This window comes from Methanohalophilus sp. WG1-DM (assembly GCF_004104135.1).
GTDB lineage: Archaea > Halobacteriota > Methanosarcinia > Methanosarcinales > Methanosarcinaceae > Methanohalophilus > Methanohalophilus euhalobius.
In genome coordinates this window covers 44,776-65,297 of record NZ_RRBA01000004.1, presented here as the reverse complement: position 1 = coordinate 65,297, position 20,522 = coordinate 44,776, and the positions used below count along the sequence as shown (strand labels likewise).

General features: G+C 44.3%; 17 protein-coding genes and 1 tRNA gene. 13 read left to right on the top strand and 5 right to left on the bottom strand.

Annotated features, from left to right (window positions below):
• The first annotated feature begins 26 nt into the window (after window positions 1–26).
• The 9 genes from CI957_RS04610 (at window position 27) to CI957_RS04570 (ending at window position 9,453) form a co-directional block, all read left to right on the top strand.
• The gene (locus CI957_RS04610) at window positions 27–1,046 is read left to right on the top strand and encodes a cobalt-precorrin-5B (C(1))-methyltransferase (RefSeq protein WP_128754343.1); all 1,020 of its coding nucleotides are present in this window, start codon (window positions 27–29) and stop codon (window positions 1,044–1,046) included.
• Window positions 1,043–1,624 (top strand): cobalt-precorrin-7 (C(5))-methyltransferase, encoded by a 582-nt coding sequence (locus tag CI957_RS04605; RefSeq protein ID WP_128754310.1) that lies wholly within the window; start codon window positions 1,043–1,045, stop codon window positions 1,622–1,624. The genes CI957_RS04610 and CI957_RS04605 overlap by 4 nt, the downstream gene beginning before the upstream one ends.
• Before the next feature lie 195 nt (window positions 1,625–1,819).
• Window positions 1,820–2,515: an energy-coupling factor ABC transporter permease gene (locus CI957_RS04600; protein WP_128754309.1), complete on the top strand. Its 696-nt coding sequence runs from the start codon at window positions 1,820–1,822 to the stop codon at window positions 2,513–2,515.
• Entirely contained in the window at window positions 2,512–2,805 is a 294-nt protein-coding gene (locus CI957_RS04595; RefSeq protein WP_128754308.1) for an energy-coupling factor ABC transporter substrate-binding protein, read from the top strand. Before CI957_RS04600 ends, CI957_RS04595 begins: the two co-directional genes overlap by 4 nt.
• 94 nt (window positions 2,806–2,899) lie before the next feature.
• On the top strand, window positions 2,900–3,691 hold the full coding sequence (gene cbiQ, locus CI957_RS04590; RefSeq protein WP_128754307.1) for a cobalt ECF transporter T component CbiQ: 792 nt from the start codon (window positions 2,900–2,902) through the stop codon (window positions 3,689–3,691).
• Window positions 3,685–4,992 carry an energy-coupling factor ABC transporter ATP-binding protein gene (locus CI957_RS04585; RefSeq protein WP_128754306.1) on the top strand — a complete coding sequence of 436 codons (1,308 nt, stop codon included), beginning with the start codon at window positions 3,685–3,687 and terminating at the stop codon, window positions 4,990–4,992. The genes cbiQ and CI957_RS04585 overlap by 7 nt, the downstream gene beginning before the upstream one ends.
• A 75-nt stretch (window positions 4,993–5,067) precedes the next feature.
• Entirely contained in the window at window positions 5,068–5,541 is a 474-nt protein-coding gene (locus CI957_RS04580) for an HPP family protein (RefSeq protein ID WP_241645913.1), read from the top strand.
• Window positions 5,542–5,544: 3 nt separating this feature from the next.
• Complete coding sequence (locus CI957_RS04575) at window positions 5,545–6,717, top strand: cation:proton antiporter (protein WP_128754305.1); 1,173 nt, start codon at window positions 5,545–5,547, stop codon at window positions 6,715–6,717.
• 75 nt (window positions 6,718–6,792) lie between these two features.
• A complete protein-coding gene (locus CI957_RS04570) occupies window positions 6,793–9,453 on the top strand; it encodes an HAD-IC family P-type ATPase (protein ID WP_128754304.1) in 2,661 nt (886 codons plus the stop codon).
• 110 nt (window positions 9,454–9,563) lie between these two features.
• On the opposite strand, the gene CI957_RS04565 is transcribed toward CI957_RS04570, so the two are convergent.
• Window positions 9,564–10,337, bottom strand: coding sequence for an ATPase domain-containing protein (locus CI957_RS04565; protein WP_128754303.1), 774 nt, complete (start codon window positions 10,335–10,337; stop codon window positions 9,564–9,566).
• 627 nt (window positions 10,338–10,964) lie between these two features.
• Here CI957_RS04565 and CI957_RS04560 point away from each other — a divergent pair.
• Entirely contained in the window at window positions 10,965–13,118 is a 2,154-nt protein-coding gene (locus tag CI957_RS04560) for an S-layer protein domain-containing protein (protein ID WP_128754302.1), read from the top strand.
• 153 nt (window positions 13,119–13,271) lie between these two features.
• Complete coding sequence (locus CI957_RS04555) at window positions 13,272–13,826, top strand: hypothetical protein (RefSeq protein WP_128754301.1); 555 nt, start codon at window positions 13,272–13,274, stop codon at window positions 13,824–13,826.
• 88 nt (window positions 13,827–13,914) lie between these two features.
• Here CI957_RS04555 and CI957_RS04550 read toward each other — a convergent pair whose 3' ends face one another.
• The 4 genes from CI957_RS04550 to CI957_RS04535 all read right to left on the bottom strand — a co-directional run bounded on the left by CI957_RS04550 (window position 13,915) and on the right by CI957_RS04535 (window position 16,581).
• Window positions 13,915–14,253, bottom strand: a complete 339-nt coding sequence (locus CI957_RS04550; RefSeq protein WP_128754300.1) for a type II toxin-antitoxin system PemK/MazF family toxin — start codon at window positions 14,251–14,253, stop codon at window positions 13,915–13,917.
• A 12-nt stretch (window positions 14,254–14,265) separates the two neighbouring features.
• The gene (locus tag CI957_RS04545) at window positions 14,266–14,550 is read right to left on the bottom strand and encodes an AbrB/MazE/SpoVT family DNA-binding domain-containing protein (RefSeq protein ID WP_128754299.1); all 285 of its coding nucleotides are present in this window, start codon (window positions 14,548–14,550) and stop codon (window positions 14,266–14,268) included.
• A gap of 713 nt (window positions 14,551–15,263) precedes the next feature.
• Entirely contained in the window at window positions 15,264–15,545 is a 282-nt protein-coding gene (locus CI957_RS04540) for a type II toxin-antitoxin system HicA family toxin (protein WP_105460799.1), read from the bottom strand.
• Complete coding sequence (locus CI957_RS04535; RefSeq protein ID WP_128754298.1) at window positions 15,532–16,581, bottom strand: hypothetical protein; 1,050 nt, start codon at window positions 16,579–16,581, stop codon at window positions 15,532–15,534. The genes CI957_RS04540 and CI957_RS04535 overlap by 14 nt, the downstream gene beginning before the upstream one ends.
• Before the next feature lie 373 nt (window positions 16,582–16,954).
• Here CI957_RS04535 and CI957_RS04530 point away from each other — a divergent pair.
• Together CI957_RS04530 and CI957_RS04525 are read left to right on the top strand one after the other, a co-directional pair.
• Window positions 16,955–17,064 (top strand) — tRNA-Met (locus tag CI957_RS04530).
• Window positions 17,065–17,764: 700 nt separating this feature from the next.
• On the top strand, window positions 17,765–20,521 hold the full coding sequence (locus tag CI957_RS04525; protein ID WP_128754297.1) for a DNA-directed DNA polymerase: 2,757 nt from the start codon (window positions 17,765–17,767) through the stop codon (window positions 20,519–20,521).
• The last annotated feature ends 1 nt before the right edge of the window (window position 20,522 follow it).

Sequence of the window (20,522 nt, the reverse complement as noted above, 5' to 3'; positions counted from 1 at the left end):
TAACCGTACAGATGGAGTAAATGACAATGATCGATCCTGTGAATAAATCCAAAATTCCCGATGAGTGGCTTGAAAAGGCGACCATGCCACATGAGGAACTCGTGGAGGGTATAAAGAACGGAAGGCTCGTAGTTTTAAGTGACGGTTCAGTTCTCAAGAGAGGCTATACCACAGGGACAACTGCGGCTGCGGCTGCCAAAGCAGCTGTGCTTTCCCTGCAAGAGCAAGTGAAGACCGTTTCCATCCCTACTCCTGTGGGTCTGCGTGCATATATTGATGTAAAGGAAACGGACAGGGGTTATGCGATGGTGACCAAGGTCAATAATGACCATGAGTCCGATATTACCCGGGGGCTTGAGTTTGTAGGGAATGCCCGTGAAGCAGATTCAATTATAATTAATGCCGGTGAGGGGATAGGTACAGTAACACGCGGGGGCCTGCAGGCTAAAAAAGGCCACCCTGCTATCAATCCCAAACCCCTGCAGCAAATTAAGATGGCCGTGTTTGAAGCTGTTGAACAACTGGGTCTTAAGGGTGCGGAAGTGGAAATATCCCTGCCCAGGGGAGAAGAAATTGCACGACAGACCCTAAATTCCACTATCGGTGTGGAGGAAGGTATTTCCATTCTGGGTACCACCGGGTTTGTAGAACCCTGGAATGACCATCTCGGGGAAATGAAAGGTGATCTGATCCGGTGTTCCGATAAAGTTGTCCTCACAACCGGCCGCATAGGTATTCGTTATTCCACAATGCTGTTTCCCGATTACACTGTTGTACTTGCAGGCAGCCGCATTTCCGAAGCACTCGAGGCTGCCACAGGAGATGTCATAATCTGTGGCCTGCCCGGACTTATCATAAAATGGGGTTACCCGGATGTACTTGAAGGCACGGGTTTTGCTACGGTTGCCGAAATGGTGGAAATGGAACCTGAAGGGCAGCATCTGCGCAGGGCCTTTGAAAAAACCGTGGAAAAGGCAAAGGGTGCCCGTGTTGTGATCGTTGAGCGTGACGGTACTGTGCTTATGGACAGCGGGGAAAAGAAATGATAGTTGTGGGTGTGGGAGTGGGGCCCGGAATGCTCACAGAACAGGCTATCGAGATAATCGAAACTGCAGGTGAAATTTATGGTTCTCCGCGATCTCTTGAGCTCGCTGGTCCCTATATAAAGGGAGAGGCAAAGAAGATAAAGGATTACAAGAACCTGCATCTGCTGGGCGAAGATGCGGTAGTGCTTTCCACTGGGGACCCCATGTTTTCCGGCCTGGGCAAGTTTGCCGGAGAAGGGGACAGTATAATTCCGGGTATATCCTCGATGCATGTTGCCTGTGCGAGGACAAAAACGAGTATGAACGGGCTGGCGGTGATAACGGCTCATGGCAGAGATCCCCATCCTGCAAGAGAGGCTTTTGTTGCTGAAATCGAACTGGGGAAGAATGTCCTCCTGCTTCCTGCAGACACTTTCGGCTCCGTGGAAGTTGCTAAAATCCTGGAAGGGATGGGATTACAGGCCAGGATATACGTCTGTGAAAAACTGGGCTATCCTGAGGAAAGTATAATTGAGGGCACAGTTGACAATCCCCCTGTGGCACAATCGGCTCTTCACTGTCTGCTGGTTGTCAGATAAGAATCCAGCAATTTTGTTTTATTTTCATTGTTTAAAAAATTTAACCAACTGGTAGGCCTTTGTTTTGTATTGTAATCAAGTTTGGTTTATTAAACAACAAGATATTTATACAATAAATTCTCTATGGGATCTATCAACTAATGTGTTGTTTAGTTAAGTTTACTTGTAAAATGTTGCAATCAGGAGTGATATAGTATGCATATATTCGAAGGATTTCTGCCCTCCCCATGGTGGCAATTGTGGTTTGTATTCTCTATTCCGGTTATAATGTTTGGTATGTATCGTCTCAACAAACTGGTCTCTGAAAGACGTGATCTCCTGCCGTTACTGGCGGTGGCAGGTGCGTTCATATTTGTCCTGTCTTCCCTGAAATTACCCTCTGTAACGGGTAGTTCGTCACATCCCACGGGAACAGGAATGGCCGCCATAATGTTTGGACCTGCAGTCACAGCAGTACTGAGTGTAATCGTATTGTTGTACCAGGCTCTATTCCTGGCACATGGCGGACTGACAACCCTGGGTGCAAATGTGGCTTCAATGGGTATTATAGGTCCGGTAGTCGCATATTTGATCTATAAGGCAGGCATGAAGGCCAACATCAATTTCTATGTGGTGGTTTTCCTTGCGGCTACCTTTGCGGATTGGATTACCTATGTGGTAACGTCCACCCAGCTTGCCCTGGCGTTCCCGTCGCAAGCCGGCGGATTTTGGGGATCCTTCCAGGCCTTTGCAGCAATATTTGCTACAACCCAGGTTCCACTGGCTATAATGGAAGGGGCTCTGACAGCATTAATATTCAAGTACATTATACAGGTCAAAAGTGATGCTCTTGTGGAATTGAAAGTGGTCTCTCAGGAGACGATTAATAAGATAAGGGGGACTCCCGCATGAAGGTCGGCAAAGGTGAGATCCTATTTGCTGTGATCGCTGTACTCTTTGTGGCATCCTTCTTCTATGGGATGGCTGCAAACCCGGGTTCTGAGTTCGGGGGTGTAGACGGTGCTGCCGAGGAAGTGATCACTGATGTAACGGGTGGTTATGAGCCCTGGATCGGTAACATTGGATTCGAGCCTCCAGGCGGGGAAACTGAAAGTCTCCTGTTCGCACTGCAGGCAGCTATCGGTGCAGTTGTGATAGGATACTTCTTTGGTTACTATAAGGGTAAAGGTCGCTCTGACTGATTTGCTTTTTACCTCCTTTCCTTTTTTTGACGACATATATTAATACCTAAAAATCAATTTTGTGCACTACAATTCACATACGGAAATCTTTATTATGACCAAGATGCTTGATGATTATGCACTGCTCAGCCCCCTGCGTTATACCAATAACTGGCTGAAAATTGGGGTGGTTGGCTTTGGAATTCTTATGGGTATATCCTCTCAATCTCCGCTTGTGCCTTTTTCTATAGCTATCTGTATGTCGCTGGCAACGCTTATTTTTGGCAGGGTCCCTCCGAGATTCTACCTGAAGCTTTTGATGGGACCTGCATTTTTTGTTGTGTTAAGTGTAATCATTATTGCCTTCTTTTTTGGCAGTGGTCCTGAACTTTTTGGTTTCAATGTGCTGGACTATCATCTGGGTGTGAATACCGGTGGATTGTCAATGGCTTTCCTGGTATTTTCCAGGACCCTGGGAGGAATGTGCTGCCTGTTCTTCCTGGCACTGACAACCCCCATGGTGGAGCTTTTCTCAGTCCTGAAAAAAACACGCCTGCCGGATTCTTTCATCGAACTGTCAATGATGATGTACAGGTACATCTTTGTGTTTCTGGATGTTGCGTGGTGCATCAAGCATGCCCAGACAGTAAGGCTGGGTTATCATGATCTGAGGACATCCCTGCATTCAATGGCCATGCTCTGTTCGACTCTCTTTTTGAGGTCCTGGGAGCAGGGAGAAAAAACGTTTGTGGCAATGAATGCCCGCTGTTATGACGGGAAAATGATGATTTTTGAAGAGAAAAGACCGGTGAATTTTTCAGAAGTTGCATTGAGTCTGGGGTACATGGTTGCAATCGTGGGGGTATGGTACGTTTCTAATGGTATGCTGGAGGTTAGTTTATGGTAATACTTGAAACACGCGGACTGAAATATTCCTATCCTGACGGGACTACAGCTGTTAAAGGTGTAGACATAAAGTTAAAGAAGGGCAAAAGGATTGCTTTTGTGGGAAAAAACGGCTCGGGCAAGTCCACCTTATTTTTGTTACTTAACGGTACCCTCAAGCCTGCTGAAGGCAAGATATTTTATGATGGCAGGGAACTTGTTTACGATCAGGCTTCCCTGAGGGAAATAAGAAAAAACATTGGTATTGTTTTCCAGAATTCCGATGATCAGGTATTTGCACCCACCGTATATCAGGATGTGGCTTTTGGGCCGGTCAATCTTGGCTACAGCAAAGCAGAGATAGAAAAGAAGGTAAACGGGACCCTGGAATATTTCGGCCTGAGTGAACTTAGGGATAAACCTCCGCATCATTTGAGTGGCGGCCAGAAAAAGAGGGTTGCCATAGCCGGGATCGTGGCTATGGATCCCCAGGCTATCATACTGGATGAGCCACTGGCAAGCCTGGACCCGGTGGGTGCCGATGAACTTCTGGATGTCCTCCATGAGCTCAATCACATGGGTACCAGTCTGATCATTTCCACCCATGATGTTGATCTGGCCTACAGCTGGGCGGATTATGTTTTCTTCATGGTGGACGGGGAGGTTATCGGGGAAGGTACTCCGGATGAAGTATTCCAGGATGATGAACTGCTGCGACAGGCCCACCTGAAACGCCCGGTGACCTTTGATATATATAAGGAGATTGAAAGGCGCGGGCTTGCTCATGGCAACAGGCAGCCCAAAACGGTTCCTGAAATAGTGGATTCCCTGAAACCTCCGGAACTGATGTGGGTGGAGGTGCCTCCTGAAACCCGGGAAGGCGACATATTGAATCTGGGGGTACTGCATGGAGAGTATGCCCTGCACTGTCCTTATGAAGCGGTTAACGCCAGGGTTTTACACATCCATGAGAACAATAAGGCTATCGTGGAACTTACCAGACATGGAATAAAGGCCGGCGGTATCCTGATCTACGATATGGATAGGTTCGATCCGGCTGATTTTGAAGGTTACATGGAAAAAGAGGAAATAGATATTGTGGGGGCCATGGGTAAAAAGAGCAAGTTACTTGCCGAGGATTATTCGATATGTGTCGATATAGCAACCGGAGTTATCGATCGCACCATCCTGATGGCACTGTGCGGGAAAAGATGTATGATACTGACCAGTGGTGGCATGATTCCCCATTCAATGCAAAGGATCAATGAATATATTGAAAGAAGTGGCATAGCCCTGAATGTCAGGGTCCTGAATGAGAATTGATATTTGGATAATGTCTTTGTAGAAAAAGAAATATATTGTCATTGGATAGGTGTGTTTTCTGGAAGGGAACTTGATATGAATCGTTTATCTACTGAAGAAGGATATTCAGACCTTGATGAGAAGTGCAGCCGGATTTATGTGAAAGATATAATGGAGACACGTCCGGTTACCATTAAGGCAGATGATTCTGTGGAAAGGGTACTTGAAGTATTTAATGAAAATGAGTTCCATACCTATCCAGTGGTGGAGGATAATGGCGATTTTCTGGGTATAATTGACCAGAATATTATCCTGCAGTTATTGCTAACCCACCGTGTGTCCCGGCTTGATCATACTCATCTTATGGCAGTGAAATCCCTCAGTGAATTTGCCCGGGGAATTATGATTCCTCATCCTGTCACCATTCCACCTGAGATGGATCTATGTGAAGTAGCAGAAATAATGATAAAACATAAAGTGGACCGTTTCTGTGTGGTCGATAACGATAAACTTGTGGGCATAATATGCAAACCGGATGTTATAAAGGCAATCTACAGTATAAGGGGTTAACAGATGGAGTTTTTATTCCAGATCCTCATTATTTTGCTATCTGCCAGAGTGCTATCCGAGGTTTCTGAAAGAGCCGGGATGCCGGGTATACTGGGGGAAATTTTGGCAGGTATATTCCTCGGGATGACGGTTCTGGAAAATACTGATACAATTTCTTCTGTTGCAGAGCTGGGTGTCATTTTTCTTTTATTTATTGCAGGTTATAAAGAAGTTCATATTGAGGATTTGAAAGCATCTTCTAAAAAGGCGATCGTTGCGACAGTTTTCCAGATATTGATAGCTTTTATATCTGGTTTTGGACTGGGATATCTTTTTGGCCTGGGAAATCTGGAAAGTCTTGTTCTGGCAGTGGCTTTCAGCCCGACGAGTATAGGAGTTACTGTAAAAACATTATTGGATATGAATTATTTATCCAGTAAAGCCGGGTCAATGATGTTAAGTTCAGCGATCTTTGATGATATTATCAGCATTTTCCTGGTATCTATTGTTAGTACCATGGCGCAGCATAATGCAATTCCTTCATCCATGCAATTTTTGACAATGATAGGCAAGCTGGTTGTATTCATTGGTGTAATGTTTCTTCTTTCCCATTATGTCTTTTCCCGTCTTTTTGGATATGTAAGAAAAATGCATTCAAGAGAATCCATATTTGCTACTGTAATATTGATTGCACTGTTTGCTGCCTATTTTGCAGAAGCGATGGGATTACATGCCGTTATCGGTGCTTTTGTGGGGGGTGTACTGCTTTCAAATATATCCGTTGCCAAAATCGAAGATGTGCAAAGTAAGGTTTCAGGATTGGCTTATGGTATGCTTACACCGGTTTTTTTCGTATATATAGGAATGTCTGTTGATCCAACGTCTCTGGGAGCTGCAGGTATTTTTACTGTATTGATTGTGGTTTTTGGTTTATTGGGTAAACTTGTAGGTGGTTTTGTAGGTGCTAAAACGGTTGGCTTTAATTTTTATGAAAGTCTTATATTCGGCGCAGGAGTTATGCCCAGGGCAGAGGTTACTCTTGTGACGATTTCTATTGGCAGGGAGATGGGCATAATAGGAGAGGAAATATTTTCGGCAGTTGTATTGTTGGCTGCTGTTTCTATCTTTGTTGCACCAATATTGCTTAAATTTGCTATACAAAAGGACAAGGAGAACAAGAATTCTGCTTCAGGCTGACTTTTGCCTGCATTTATGACTGCAATAAAGATTTAATATAGTATATTTCAAAGTTAAGCGGGGAGCTGGCAGGTTATGAAATTATCAGAGCAGGGTTGTATGCAATTGCCCGAGAATATCGCAGATTCTGAAGGGCTTGGAAGAGCTGAAGTTTCTGCCAAACTCCAGAGGCAAGGGTATAATGAGCTGGAAGAGACGGAAAAAACCACTCCGTTTAAGATCTTCATTGGCCAGCTGGGTAATGTTATTGTATGGGTGCTGGCTGCAGCGGCCCTGATTTCCCTGTATATAGATGAAGTGGTAAATTTCTGGGTGATTTTAGGGCTTATTATTTTTGTAATCTTACTGGGTTTTGTGCAGGAATACAGGGCTGAAAAGGCCATGGAATCCCTCAAGGGGATTGTGCGGCCAAAGACCACTGTTTTACGTGAAGGTACCCTGCGCCAGATTGCCACAAGGGAAGTTGTTACAGGCGATATTCTGGTACTGGAAGCCGGTGACAGTATACCTGCAGATGCCTGTGTCTTTGAATTGCAGGAACTTAAGGTGGATGAATCGGCATTGACCGGGGAAAGTTTGCCTGTGGAGAAAAACTTGAATGAGCCTCTTTATGCCGGAACTCAGGTTGTCAGAGGTAAATGCAGGGCTGTGGTGATGGCCACGGGTATGGATACGGAACTGGGGTCAATCGCTTCCCTGATTCAACCTGAAAAGGAAGTTACTCCCCTGCAAAGGGAGATCTCGGCATTTTCCAAAAAACTGGCAGTTGTGGCCTTGCTGGCATCAGGGATGGCTCTGGGGCTGGGTATTTTTGCGGGGGCTCCTGTCGAGGAGATGTTGATCATTGCCCTGGCACTGGCAGTGGCCGCGGTGCCCGAAGGCCTTCCTCTGACCCTGACTATTACGCTGGCCTACGGGATGCGCCGCATGGCTGCCAAAAACGCCATCATACGCAAAATGCTTGCGGTAGAAACCCTGGGCTCGACCTCGGTGATATGTACGGATAAGACCGGGACCCTGACCCGTAATGAGATGACGGTTGAAAAGATTTGGACCATGGAAGGTTTGTTTGAGGTTACGGGTTCGGGTTATGGAGCTGAAGGGGAATTTGTGCTTGAGGGGAATAGTTTCAATCCCAAAGATTCCACACTGGAATTGCTGTTGAAAGGGGCAACCCTTTGCAACAATGCATCCCTGAATCAAAACGGCAATTCAGAGGATGTGGTGGGAGATCCCACAGAACTTGCCCTGCTGGCGGCTGCCTCAAAGGCGGGTATCCGCAAGGAGGGGTTTGCCGGGGAGCATGAAAGGTTGCATGAGATCCTTTTCACTTCTGATAGAAAAATGATGACTACAGTTCACCGGGAAAATCAGGGATCGATCTCCTTTACCAAAGGGGCTGTGGAGGTTGTGCTGGAGCGTTGTGATCACATTCTTAAAGATAATGAGCGGGTGCAGCTTGACCAGACCATCAGGAAGACCATTCTGGAAGAAAACGGCAGGCTTGCCTCCGGAGCCTACAGGGTGATTGCAATTGCCCGCAAGGATGTGGGGGATAAGTGGGATGAAACTGATCTGGAAGAGGGGATGACCTTCCTGGGACTGATGGCAATGACCGATCCGGTAAGGGAAGGTGTTACCGAGGCTATCGGTTTGTGTCATCAGGCGGGTATCAAAGTGGTGATGATTACCGGGGACAATGTAAAAACCGCACTGGCTATCTCTGACAAACTGGGAATTCCTGTAGAGCAGCCTGATAATATTTCAGATCCCGATGGTATACTGGCTGACGGGGCGATTACGGGAGATGAACTGGCCGGTTTGAGTGATGAAGCCTTTGCAAAGATTGCGGATCACATCCATGTGTATGCCAGGGTTATGCCAGAGCAGAAATTGAGGATCGTTAAAGCCCTGCAGGCAGAGGGACATGTTGTTGCCATGACCGGGGACGGGGTGAATGATGCTCCTGCGCTTAAAAGAGCTGATATCGGTGTGTCGATGGGGCTTAAGGGCACGGATGTGGCCCGCCAATCCAGTGATATGGTGCTGCAGGATGATAATTTTGCTACTATTGTGGAGGCTGTCAAGAGGGGCAGGACCATTTATGATAATATAGAGAAATTTACAAGTTACCTTGTTTCACGCAATTTCAATGAGATTATACTGATTATGCTGGGGATTTCCCTGCTGGGCTATGAACTGGTTCCCCTGCTTGCCCTGCAGATCCTGTTTATCAATATGTTCGGCGAGATTATGCCTTCAATTGCGCTGGGCCTTGATCCGGCAAGAGAAGAAGTAATGCACCGCAGACCCCGGCCTGTGGGTGAAGGAATCCTGGCCGGCAGGAAACTTGTACTTGTGGGTTCTGTGGCCGGGGTGATGGGACTTGCCTGTTTTGCTTCCTTTTTGCTTGCAGACCCGACCGCAGATCTGGAGCGGGCACGCACAATCACGTTTGCTACGGTGGTGAGTATGATCATGTTTGTGCCGTTTGCTTTCCGCTCCCTTGAGATGTCTGTGCTGAAAACCGGTTTCAGGAATAAATTGATCATTGCAGGCGTTTTGAGCACGTTGCTCCTGACACTGCTGGTTATGTATGTGCCTTTCCTGGCTGATGTATTTGACCTTGTGCCGCTTGCTTTGCAGGACTGGTTGTTGCCTCTTGGCTTTGCGGCAGTTACACTGGGATTTGTGGAAGTTTTGAAGGGGTTGCTGTTCAGGAAGAATTACGGGTAAGCAGGTGGAGATCCTTAAGCGCCATGACTACAGTCTGGACGCAACCCTGTAGTATACAGGTGTATCCAATATGAAAACGGGGAAATGTAGCCCGATCTTAGGGGCCGGGCTTAGAAGGGGGTATAGACTTCTTCGTGGGGATGGATCACGAAGCCTTCTTTTGTGATTTCATAGGGGTGGACCTTTTTACTGTGGTCTGAGCCGCGCATCTTGCAGACCTCGACACTGCGGGTGCGGACATTGTCATGCATGTCGTAGTAGAGGGAGAATGTACCATCGGTGACGAAGTTTTCCACACCGAATCTGGAGGGCTGTTTCTCGTCGATTACTTCACAGGTCATCAGGGATGTCAGACCGATTATTTCAAGGGTGGTGCTGAGTTTGAGTAATTCCACACGTATCCGGGCGGCTTCATGCAGATAGAAACTGATGGATGTCGTTGAATCGACCAGGGCCCTTTTGGCATCGATCTCTTCCTGTGTGGCGATGATCTGGTCCATCATTGAGCGAATGTCGAAGGGACGCACGTCCACATATTTTTCCTGGGAGGGGATTCCTATCTTTGTCGAACAGGCATCGACTATTGCGAGTTTGTTCTCTTCTTCTAAGGCCTGCAGGTCCCAGCCAAAACGCATCATGTTCTCACGTATCTGTTCGGGCCGCTCCTCTGTGGCCACGATTATCCCGTTTTCCCCGTACCGGGTGATCCCGTTGTAGATGTACTGGGTTGAGAATATGGATTTGCCGGCTCCTGAGGTGCCGGATACCAGATAACTCCTGTCACGTACAAGGCCTCCCCCGCACAATTCGTCAAAGCCGGGAATGCCGGTCTTAACCCTGTTTCCTTCGTCTTCAGTGGAAATATTCTCTGCGCCTGTAAACATTTAGCATCGCCTTTTTCGTGTAAGTCGGGTAGTACCCCTGATGAATTCATGTATAGCAATTATTTATGAGCACTCATTCACTTTACTGGAATCGGGTTTACGATTTATCAGTGTTTTCGTATATTCGTATAAAAAGTATTGATATGGATTAATATAAATAGGTAATGTACGTCATTACCCTATCTGGGGGTCAAACTGATAAAGGATTAAGACCATTGATACTATGTCGAATGTATCCGGCTCTTTGCCCCCGGGCAACTCATGGCCGGGAGTGTATGCGAAAAATATGGAAGTCGACAATATGCCAAGTATCAGCTGTATTTTCAATGGTCCCTTTATTAATTCGGACGAAATTTATTCGGCATATGCCGTGAAATACATCGATATTTACCAGTAAAAAGAGCGTTTTTTGACCCTGGAGACCACAAAAGATTTAATAAGCAATTTTCTTATTAGAGGGTTGCAAACCAATATGACGGGATCAAGAGGGTGATGAGCTTCCTTTCGTCAATGAGCGTAATGTTCACCGATGAAAGGTTGATTTGACGTACATGTGTACGTTTTATTGTTTATCAATCACTCTTTACCTTGACCATATATCTACAAATTAACTAACGGAGGAGAATTATGAAAAGACTAACAGCAACTTTAATGGCTGCCCTTATGGTCTTGACAGTATTTGCTGGCGTAGCAAGCGCTGCAGATACTGTGGAGGTCAGGGGACCGGTCTATAACGGTTCTAGTGTGCAAAAGATAGTAGAAAACTATGGCACAACTGACACTAACGGTAACAAATACATTGAAATGAATGCAACGAATTTTGCAGGATTCTACTACGATCTTGATGACGGACTCGAATTCGAATATCTCAGGATATACAATAAAGGAAAGGAAGGTACTAAGGATGCTGATCCTTTGAGCGGTGACAAGATACCAGAAGGTGGACTTGTTTATTATTCCGTTATCAACATGACCGACTATGAGTACGCATACAATGAAACTGAAGTAGATACAGATGGGGACCCAATCCGCAGCCAGTATCCAGTTATTGGTCTCTTTGCCGAGGAATATGTTCCACTCAAGAACACCACACCTGACCTTCTCGCCAAACTTATCCAGGACAATGATGACGAGGTAACTCTCAGAACCGGTACATCATATGATCTTGGTCACGGTTATGAGTTGACCGCACAGCAGATCGATGTTGAAGGTGACAAGGTCTGGATGGAGCTTAGCAAGGATGGAGAGTTTGTGGAGGATCAGGTAGTTGATCTTACAGATAAGAACTATGCAATCTGGAGTTATGAAGAAGACGTTGCCGGTGAGGATGATGTTGAAGTTCTCAGAGTACGCGTCACTGATGTCTTCCAGGGCCAGGTCGACAGCCTCGCTGTAATTGAGGGTGTCTGGATGATTGACTATATGAATGTTGTTGAAATCGAAGATGACGACACATTTGGCGAACTCGAAGTTCAGACAACAGGTAATATCGAAGGTTTCGATGATCAAGGTATCATGATGTGGAATGATAATTCCATGACCCTTGATGAAGATGATACAGAGGAAATCGCTGAAGGTCTTTCCTTCAAGACGGCTGATGTTGAATCTGGTGGCCCAATGAGATTCTACCTCATGAAAGAATACACCGAACCAGGTACATATGAAATCAGAGGAGAGGTCTTTGAAGATGAGCCAGGAAACTGGACTTATGCAAACTTTGCTGGATTCTACTATGACCTTGATGACAATCTTACAAGTGAATCTTTGATCATAGATAAATCAGGTACATTCAACCAAACCAGTTCAAAAATTAATGATACAGAGTTGGTTTACTATGCCAACATCACAGAAACCGGCTTTGAGATCGATTACAATAACAATGATACAGATGGGGACAAAATCCGCCAAACGTATCCAGTTATTGGTCTCTTTGCCGAAGCATATGTTCCACTCAAGAACGACACACCTGACCTTCTCGCCAAACTTATCCTGGACAATGATGACGAGGTAACTCTCAGAACCGGTTCATCATATGATCTTGGTCACGGTTATGAGTTGACCGCACAGCAGATCGATGTTGAGGGTGACAAGGTCTGGATGGAGCTTAGCAAGGATGGAGAGTTTGTAGAGGATCAGGTAGTTGATCTTACAGGAGAAACTGGCTCTGCAACCTGGAGTTATGAAGAAGACGTTGCCGGTGAGGACGATGTTGAAGTTCTCAGAGTACGCGTCACTGATGTCTTCCAGGGTCAGGTCGACAGCCTCGCTGTAATTGAGGGTGTCTGGATGATTGACTATATGAATGTTGTTGAAATCGAAGATGACGACACATTTGGCGAGCTCGAAGTTCAGACAGCAGGTAATCTCGGTAATGATGTTTATGGAATTATGATGTGGAATGATAATTCCATGACCCTTGATGAAGATGATACAGAGGAAATTGCTGAAGGTCTTGCCTTCAGGACGGCTGATGTTGAATCTGGCAATGACACACTGAGGTACTATCTGTACAAGGAAGTCACCATCGAAGGCGAAGAACCAGCTGAGCCAACCGAGCCAACCGAGCCAAAGGACAACGTAACCGAGCCAAAGGACAACGTAACTGAGCCAACTGAGCCAACCGAGCCAACCGAGCCAACCGAGCCAACCGAGCCAACCGAGCCAACCGAGCCTGAGGAACCAGCAACCAACGAAACTGAAGAACCAGGAATCCCTGGCTTTGAAGCAGTCTTCGCAATCGCCGGACTTCTGGCAGTTGCCTACCTCGTAAGGAGAAACTAAGCAGACTTGAATGATAGAAGGGAATAATCCCTTCTACTTCTCTTTTCTTTTTTTTGGTTTGTGTTTTATTCTTTTTTTGATCTGCTCATTGCGGATTACTTTTAAATATCTGAATCTTAATTACAGTTTATCCACTTTTGAAAAGGGATTTTTATGAAAATGAAGATAGTAGCATTGCTTTTGGCCATTACAATGATAATGCTTGCAGTGTCGGGATGTACCGATACAGGCAGTACTGGTGAAGAAATCGATAATCCTGAGATCGGGTCTGTTTCAGATGCAGTGTCACTTGACGAAGTGCCGGCAGGGTTTGAGATGATAGGTGAGCGCCAGCTGGACTTTGGAAGTGTGCTGGACGGTGTGGGCAGTGAAGATACGGTAGTTGAAGCCACGCAGGGTATCTACAAAAACGGGGATAGTGTGGAAGTGCAAATCAGCGCCATTGAATGCACTGACACGGAGGCTGCCCAAACCCTGGTCAACGACTACAAAAACGAATTTAATCCAATGGCACAGGGAGAGAGGTTCACCGAGCACTCCATCAATGACCACTTCGCCACACGCATCATCTGGCATGTGACCGAGGGCGGCGAGGACGTGCCACGTTATGCCTATGTCTGGAACAATGACAGCATGGTAATCCAGGTCAGGGGCACTACTTCTGATCCCAACCTGCTGTTTGCCTTTGCAGAGGCCACAGGTTACTGATGGGGAGTTTTTCCCCATCTTCTTTTTTTATTTGAAAAATATCTAATCGATCATTGCTATGATTGCTACCGGGCAGAATAACAGGTAGTCAGGAAGTAAATACTTCAATTAATTTCTCTTCGACTTGTTGCATCTTTTCTGAACTCAGTGTTCCTGATTTTGCAAGAATTGTATCTACATCCAGGGTCATTATCATGTTAGTTTTTACAAGACTGGATGATGGTAATGATCCTTTTGTGAAATCTTTTGAGTTCACCTGTATTGCATATTCGTCATTGCGTGTCGTTTGACTTGTAATTTGACATACAATTACATTAGTCCCTCTAGGACAGGCAACTACCAATACTGGTCGGGTTTTTAACTTCGACATATCTGTATAGGGAAATGGTATAACCACCACATCCCCTTTTTTGACCGCTCCTGCCATTGGTAAAATACCTCATGTTTCGGTCTGTTCATTTTCCAGGGCATGTTCAAGCAAGTTGTCCCATGCTTGATCTTCCTCTGGTGTATCCCACTCCTTGGCAAACGAAGGCTGGGATGTTAAAGCACATTCTAATTTTTCCAATACGTATGAGAGGGGGCGGATCTCTATATGATCCGCGTATGCCACAATTGCGGCATGTGAGCCTTCCGGGAATGTGCTGTTTCGCAGATTCTTAGGTATGACAATTTGTCCTTTTGAGGACACTGTCATTTCTTTGAATCCAATTATTGCGTCCATTCCAAATTCTCCTCTTTATTTTGTATAACGATATCTCTCATTTATTTGGAGTTTATGTAAGACAAAATCTTTGGTAAAATTTCATCTTACTCTGTATTGCTCAGGAATGATACATAAATTTATGGTGCCAGATTTTTCAATCTGGAAAATACATACATCCTCTTTGTGTTTTGTCTATCCGGATTATATTGGGGTTTAAGGATGGAGCGGAAATGGTACAATTATATATACTATAATAAACTATAATTATTATAGCCAACATCAATTATTATAATAACTATAGAATCCAATGAAAATCATAATAACCAGAAGTAACATAAATCAAATAGAAAAAAGAATGAAAACCAAATGGTGGACAGTACAACAATACAGGTTAAAGTGCAGACTCGTAACGCTTTGAGATAAATAGGCTCCATGGGGGATGATTATAACTCTGTAATTGAGAAATTGATTATAGAGCATAACCGTAACTCTTTCCTGGAATATTCACGAAAAATTGTAACTGATCGGAAAGAGGAATTTATTAGTGTCGATGAAATATGATGTATTAATATTGCCGAATCTATTTGATGGGGTTCCATCAACTGTTTTTGATGTCCTGACAGCCGAACAGGCACATAAAAAATACGGAAGACTTTGATCAGCTTTGTCCGAAAAAACGTATGTATAAACTATGAAGCGGATTCGAATATTTGCGGGGCTGAATAAATGACTTACCTCTCTTTTTGGATGTAAATCTGTTGAAGTTCTTCTTTGGTCAAAGGACAATCTATAAGATCACATAACTGTTCCTTAGAAAGATTTAGTTGTTTGCCCATTTTACTTAAAAGATTGCTATTATATTCCACTTTGCTCCCGTGGCTTATGAATGTTCTATTACCGGTTTTCTTGCCATCCAGATAATAAACATACAATATGTGATGACCTTTACGTCTTTCTTCAAAACCTTTTTTGGGCAATGCTTTTTGTATCGTTTTTGCTTTATATGAGGCCACGAGAGTCCCCCACGATTGAAATCAGTCTCTCCCTCAGTAGCTGGCCACTTTTAGATAACTCATCATCAGTCAGGACATATTCCTGATATAATATGAAGAGTTGTTCTTCTAGTTCTTTAAAAATATCTTTCATCCTTGTATTCATAGCAAAAAGACCCAGTTCATCGTTGGAACCAATAAAAAGTTCATCTTCTAACATAAATTCAATGGGGACTTTATTCTTTAGTTCCATAATTCTATCCGGGGAAGACATATTATCAAGAGTATAGTAACAGGTTTGTTCTATCGAATCTTCACTATCAATGAACAATCCAAAGTTTCCTTTATGTATCGGTTTCATCGTTCCACGTAATACTACAAATTTTCCAAGATGCTCTTGCACCCAATCTTTAATTTCAGGATCAAAATAGCAATATATTTTCCCTTGATTACTTTCAACCGTAATCTTCTTACTCTGGCCAATATTTATTCCGAATATCCATCCAAAAATTTCCTTTTCATATTCTTCAATGGGTTTGTGTAAAAGTTTCTTTATACTCTCTTTTCGAAAACCCTTTAGTTGTATTTGCGAATTGCCCTGGAATCCTATCGATAATATACGTTTGGAATGTTCATCTGGCCACATTGCATAAAATTCTCTAAGTAATTTGTTAACTCGATGAGGATCATTAACAATATCGTACAATTCTTCTTTTGGAATATCTTTTTTAGAGAGAACTTCAAGAAGATTCCTGGTAGCGACTATAGACCTTTCACCGATAGTTCTACTTTCTCCAAGAGCTGTCTGCTCATTACTTATTTGGAGGTCGGCATGTACACTACCCATTTCAATATCAGTAAAAAGTAATGTGCAGTATTTTTTCACATCCTGTGGGAAATCTCCGGCTTCACGACAAGGATTTTCAAAATAGTAATCACCAAGATTGTAAATGATATTTTGAAGATTCTGGATTGCATTAGCCACATCCAGTACAGGAATCTTCTTTTCTCCATCTATAGATAGAGACATTTTACCTTTATCTTTTGGAGTTTCCATTGTACCACCTGAAAGGATATGCTATCAGTATATTAAATTTTCTACCCTTGTACTGGGTATAACACTTTAAAGTTTATATACATTTTGGGAAATACTTGCACTATAAAGGATAACTATAGCAATATCAAATTGGAACGTGCAGAGAAAATATTTAATTCTAATTTGTTTTTATAATTTAAACGTAAAACTTCTGTGTTTTTTGAATCGCATCAAATCAGATTTAATAGGAGTTTCATTTTTAAAATGGCGCATCGGGATGTAAGCTCCCCTTAATCCTGATCACACTTCTAATCGATAGACACCTTCTTGCAATGCAACTCGATTATAATCGATACTTTTTAATATCACTTTTACCTTCTGTATGTGCTACCAGGCCCGGATAGCCTAGTTGGTTGGGGCGCCAGACTCATAGGGTAAACGATTGGGTGCTCCCATGTCTCCTGAGACATCTGGAGGCCGCGTGTTCGAGTCACGCTCCGGGCACTTTACTTTCTCATTTTTAGTTCCCTTTTTTGCTAAATAGAACTTAGAGGCACAGAAATTATCTGTTGTTTGGATCTCTGACTCATTCTCACATCGTATAACCACTTACATATCATTTGGCTCACATTCTATCATCCATCAAGACTAAGATATCAACACCATTTGAAAATATGAGATTCTATTTATAGAGCAAAACGAAAAATGTTAGTGGGTTTGAGAGTATAATTAAGCATCTGTCTTAGCTTATTACTTGATTGGTTTTTTTGATAAATCTGCTAACATTAACTAGGAAGTTGGGCACCGCAGTACGATAATCATAGCAGCACAGTGCATAAACTCAAACAATGAAAGGGGAAAAAATCATGAACGAAGATAGCAAAGCCCCGGTAATGGAATCTACAGTCCGAGGTGGCACATCGATACGGGACTGGATGTAAAGGAAGTTGAAAAACTTGCATTCAGGAGAAAAAAGAGCGTTACAAAGACAACTGAAAAGTAAATCATATTCAACTATGATTGCGGTCTTCCATCGCAGGATTAAATTGTGGCTTTGCATCAACATACTAAAATATTTTGCGTGAGGGTTGTTTGGTATGAATTCCAAACACTTTGGCTTTTGTAGATATGTCACGGGGTTTAAGTTATAAATAAGAAATCTCATACAGCAACCCATAATCAATCATCTTTCACAGTGAAAACCATGACCACAAACCTACCTGATCAATTAGAGTTCCAGCTCATAGATGCCGACTACTTCAGACAGGACAACTCTCCTGTAATCCGCCTGTTTGGGCGTTCTTCAGAAGGTAAAAGTATATGCTGTCAGGTACCCGGCTTTGAACCTTATTTTTATGTAAATTGTAATGCAGATCTGGAACAGGTTGCATCTGATATAAAGCAAAAGTTCGAGCAGGTAAAAGCCATTGATGAGGTTGAGAGATTTGAACCGGTAGGCTACCAGACCACACCCACCCGCATGTTAAAGATAATCACCCATGATCCGGGTAACGTGCCGGAGATCAGGGATGATATAGCCGCCATGCCTGCTGTAAAAGAGATCTACGAGGCAGACATCCTATTCAGGAATCGCTTTCTGATTGACAGGGGCCTGCATGGGATGGGCTGGATGCGGTTGACTCCTCAGACTGCCCTGCAGGACCTTCCTCTCTGCAATATAACCTGCAGCAGTGAGGACGTGGAAGAATTTGAAAGAAAGGAACCTGCCCCTCTGAGACATCTGGCCTTTGACATCGAGTGTTTACCAGTGGATGGCAATATGCCCACTCCTGAAACCTCTCCCGTGATAATGATCAGTATCTCCTTTGCACCGGCCTATCAGGGCAAAGAAACCATAGTCCTGATAGCCAAACCAGCTGATGGCGTGGACACTGATGTGGAAGCCTGTCAGGATGAAGCTTCCATGTTGTCCCGGTTTTTTGAGATCTTCAGGGAATATGATCCCGACGTAGTGACCGGCTACAACAGCAATGATTTTGATATTCCCTATGTAACAGATCGTGTATCCATTCTCAACAAAAATGGTCACAGGATTAAATCCGATGTTGGAAGGGATGGCAGAAGCCTGGGTTACAGGAAAATAGGTACTCGCACAATGGTTGATATAACCGGCAGGGCCGTTGTCGATGTTTTGCCCCTGATCAGACAGGAATTCAGCCTGAAACGCTATACACTCAGGAATGTCTCTCATGAATTGCTCGACAAGGAAAAACTGGATGTTTCGCCTCAGGACATGGAAGAATATTGGGAAGATGATGGCGCCAAACTCTACGAATTTATTAATTATGCCAGACGTGACTCCGAGCTTGCCCTTGAACTGCTCCTGCAACTAAAATTACTCGATAAACATATAGCGGTATCCCAGGTCAGCGGAACTCTGCTTCAGGACGTTATAAGCGGTGGCCAGACCAATATGGTCGAACAGTTGCTCCTGAGTGAATATGGCAAGCAGAACAGGGTCATGTCATCCAAACCCGATGAACATACATCCCAGCAAAGAAGGAAGCTGAATGAGAATCTGAAAGGAGGGGCAGTCCTTGAGCCCCATAAGGGGTTACATGAAAACGTTCTTGTGCTGGATTATAAGTCACTTTATCCCACCATTATAATGGCCCACAATCTCTGCTATACTACCGTTGTGGAAAACACCAATTTACAGGCAGATGACCTTATAGTCTCTCCTACCGGGGATAAATTTGTCAAGCCCCATTTATACAAAGGCATCGTACCCTCGGTACTCGAGGAACTTTTGAGAAGGCGCAGTGAGACAAAGCAAATAATGAAAAAGACCCGGGATGAAAATCAACACCGTGTCCTTGATGCCACCCAGCTTGCCCTGAAAATCCTGCTCAACAGTTTTTATGGCTATTCCGGTTATGCCCGGGCCCGTCTGTACAGTCTGGGAATGGCCGGTTCAGTAACAAGTATTGGCAGGGAAAATATCGCCCGCACCGAGGAGATTGTCTGCAGCCAGATAGGCAGTGTGATTCTCAGGAATGACAAGGTCTATTTCAGGGATGAAGCAGGTGAGTTGAAGCCTGATGACAGAGAAGTTAACCTTTCCATTGTTTACGGCGATACGGACAGTGTTTTTGTGCACTGTATGGACAGGGATAGCAAGGAACTGTCTTCTGATGACCTGACTTTGGAAGAATCTGCCCGGGTGGGCAGCAAAGTTGCTTCCCTGGTGACCGCATCCTTACCGGATCCCATGGAACTTGAGTTCGAAGCCACCGCCAGGCGTGTTTTACTTGTAGCAAAGAAACGCTATGCACAATGGTTGTTTGAACCTGAGGGAGATGGCTGGAAAGATAAGATCAAGGTCAAAGGTCTGGAAACCGTCAGACGTGACTGGTGTGAGTTAACATCCAATATGTTAAATCAGGTACTGGAATATGTCCTGAAAGAAGGTAATGTCGAAAAGGCAGTGGAACATGTGAAAACCACCGTGGACAGGGTGCGCAATCTGGACGTCACCCGGGATTCTGATATAATTGATGATCTGGTACTGACAAAGACCTTTTCCAAGAGTCCTTCCAGTTACAAGAACAAGCAACCTCATCTCACCGTTGTGGAGAAGATAGAGCGGCGTACCGGAATGCGTCCTTCCATCGGAGAGAGGATTCCCTTTGTGATAGTTGCGGGGAAGGATCTTTTTGTAAATCGTGCGGAAGACCCTGAGTATGTCAGGCAGCACAACCTAGCTCTGGATGTTGATTACTATATACAGAAACAGCTCCTTCCGCCGGTGGAACGTATCCTTTCAGTATTCGGTGTGAATATGGCAACCCTAGATCATGACTCCAGGCAAAAAGGGCTTTTTGATTTTGCAAAATCCAAACCTGCTGACAAAGGATGTCAGATGAATGCCGAAGTAAGGGAACCTGAAAAGGAAAAACTTCCAGAAAGCGGCAACCAGAGTTCCCTTCTTGATTTCTGAA

What these genes read in the sequence shown, in the direction of transcription:
- CI957_RS04600 (WP_128754309.1), top strand. Translation starts at nt 1,820, where the DNA reads ATGCATATATTCGAAGGATTTCTGCCCTCCCCATGGTGGCAATTGTGG.
- CI957_RS04550 (WP_128754300.1), bottom strand. Translation starts at nt 14,253, where the DNA reads ATGGCAGGAGCGGTCAAAAAAGGGGATGTGGTGGTTATACCATTTCCC.
- CI957_RS04595 (WP_128754308.1), top strand. Translation starts at nt 2,512, where the DNA reads ATGAAGGTCGGCAAAGGTGAGATCCTATTTGCTGTGATCGCTGTACTC.
- cbiQ (WP_128754307.1), top strand. Translation starts at nt 2,900, where the DNA reads ATGACCAAGATGCTTGATGATTATGCACTGCTCAGCCCCCTGCGTTAT.
- CI957_RS04565 (WP_128754303.1), bottom strand. Translation starts at nt 10,337, where the DNA reads ATGTTTACAGGCGCAGAGAATATTTCCACTGAAGACGAAGGAAACAGG.
- CI957_RS04560 (WP_128754302.1), top strand. Translation starts at nt 10,965, where the DNA reads ATGAAAAGACTAACAGCAACTTTAATGGCTGCCCTTATGGTCTTGACA.
- CI957_RS04570 (WP_128754304.1), top strand. Translation starts at nt 6,793, where the DNA reads ATGAAATTATCAGAGCAGGGTTGTATGCAATTGCCCGAGAATATCGCA.
- CI957_RS04585 (WP_128754306.1), top strand. Translation starts at nt 3,685, where the DNA reads ATGGTAATACTTGAAACACGCGGACTGAAATATTCCTATCCTGACGGG.
- CI957_RS04605 (WP_128754310.1), top strand. Translation starts at nt 1,043, where the DNA reads ATGATAGTTGTGGGTGTGGGAGTGGGGCCCGGAATGCTCACAGAACAG.
- CI957_RS04580 (WP_241645913.1), top strand. Translation starts at nt 5,068, where the DNA reads ATGAATCGTTTATCTACTGAAGAAGGATATTCAGACCTTGATGAGAAG.
- CI957_RS04555 (WP_128754301.1), top strand. Translation starts at nt 13,272, where the DNA reads ATGAAAATGAAGATAGTAGCATTGCTTTTGGCCATTACAATGATAATG.
- CI957_RS04575 (WP_128754305.1), top strand. Translation starts at nt 5,545, where the DNA reads ATGGAGTTTTTATTCCAGATCCTCATTATTTTGCTATCTGCCAGAGTG.
- CI957_RS04545 (WP_128754299.1), bottom strand. Translation starts at nt 14,550, where the DNA reads ATGGACGCAATAATTGGATTCAAAGAAATGACAGTGTCCTCAAAAGGA.
- CI957_RS04535 (WP_128754298.1), bottom strand. Translation starts at nt 16,581, where the DNA reads ATGGAAACTCCAAAAGATAAAGGTAAAATGTCTCTATCTATAGATGGA.
- CI957_RS04610 (WP_128754343.1), top strand. Translation starts at nt 27, where the DNA reads ATGATCGATCCTGTGAATAAATCCAAAATTCCCGATGAGTGGCTTGAA.
- CI957_RS04525 (WP_128754297.1), top strand. Translation starts at nt 17,765, where the DNA reads ATGACCACAAACCTACCTGATCAATTAGAGTTCCAGCTCATAGATGCC.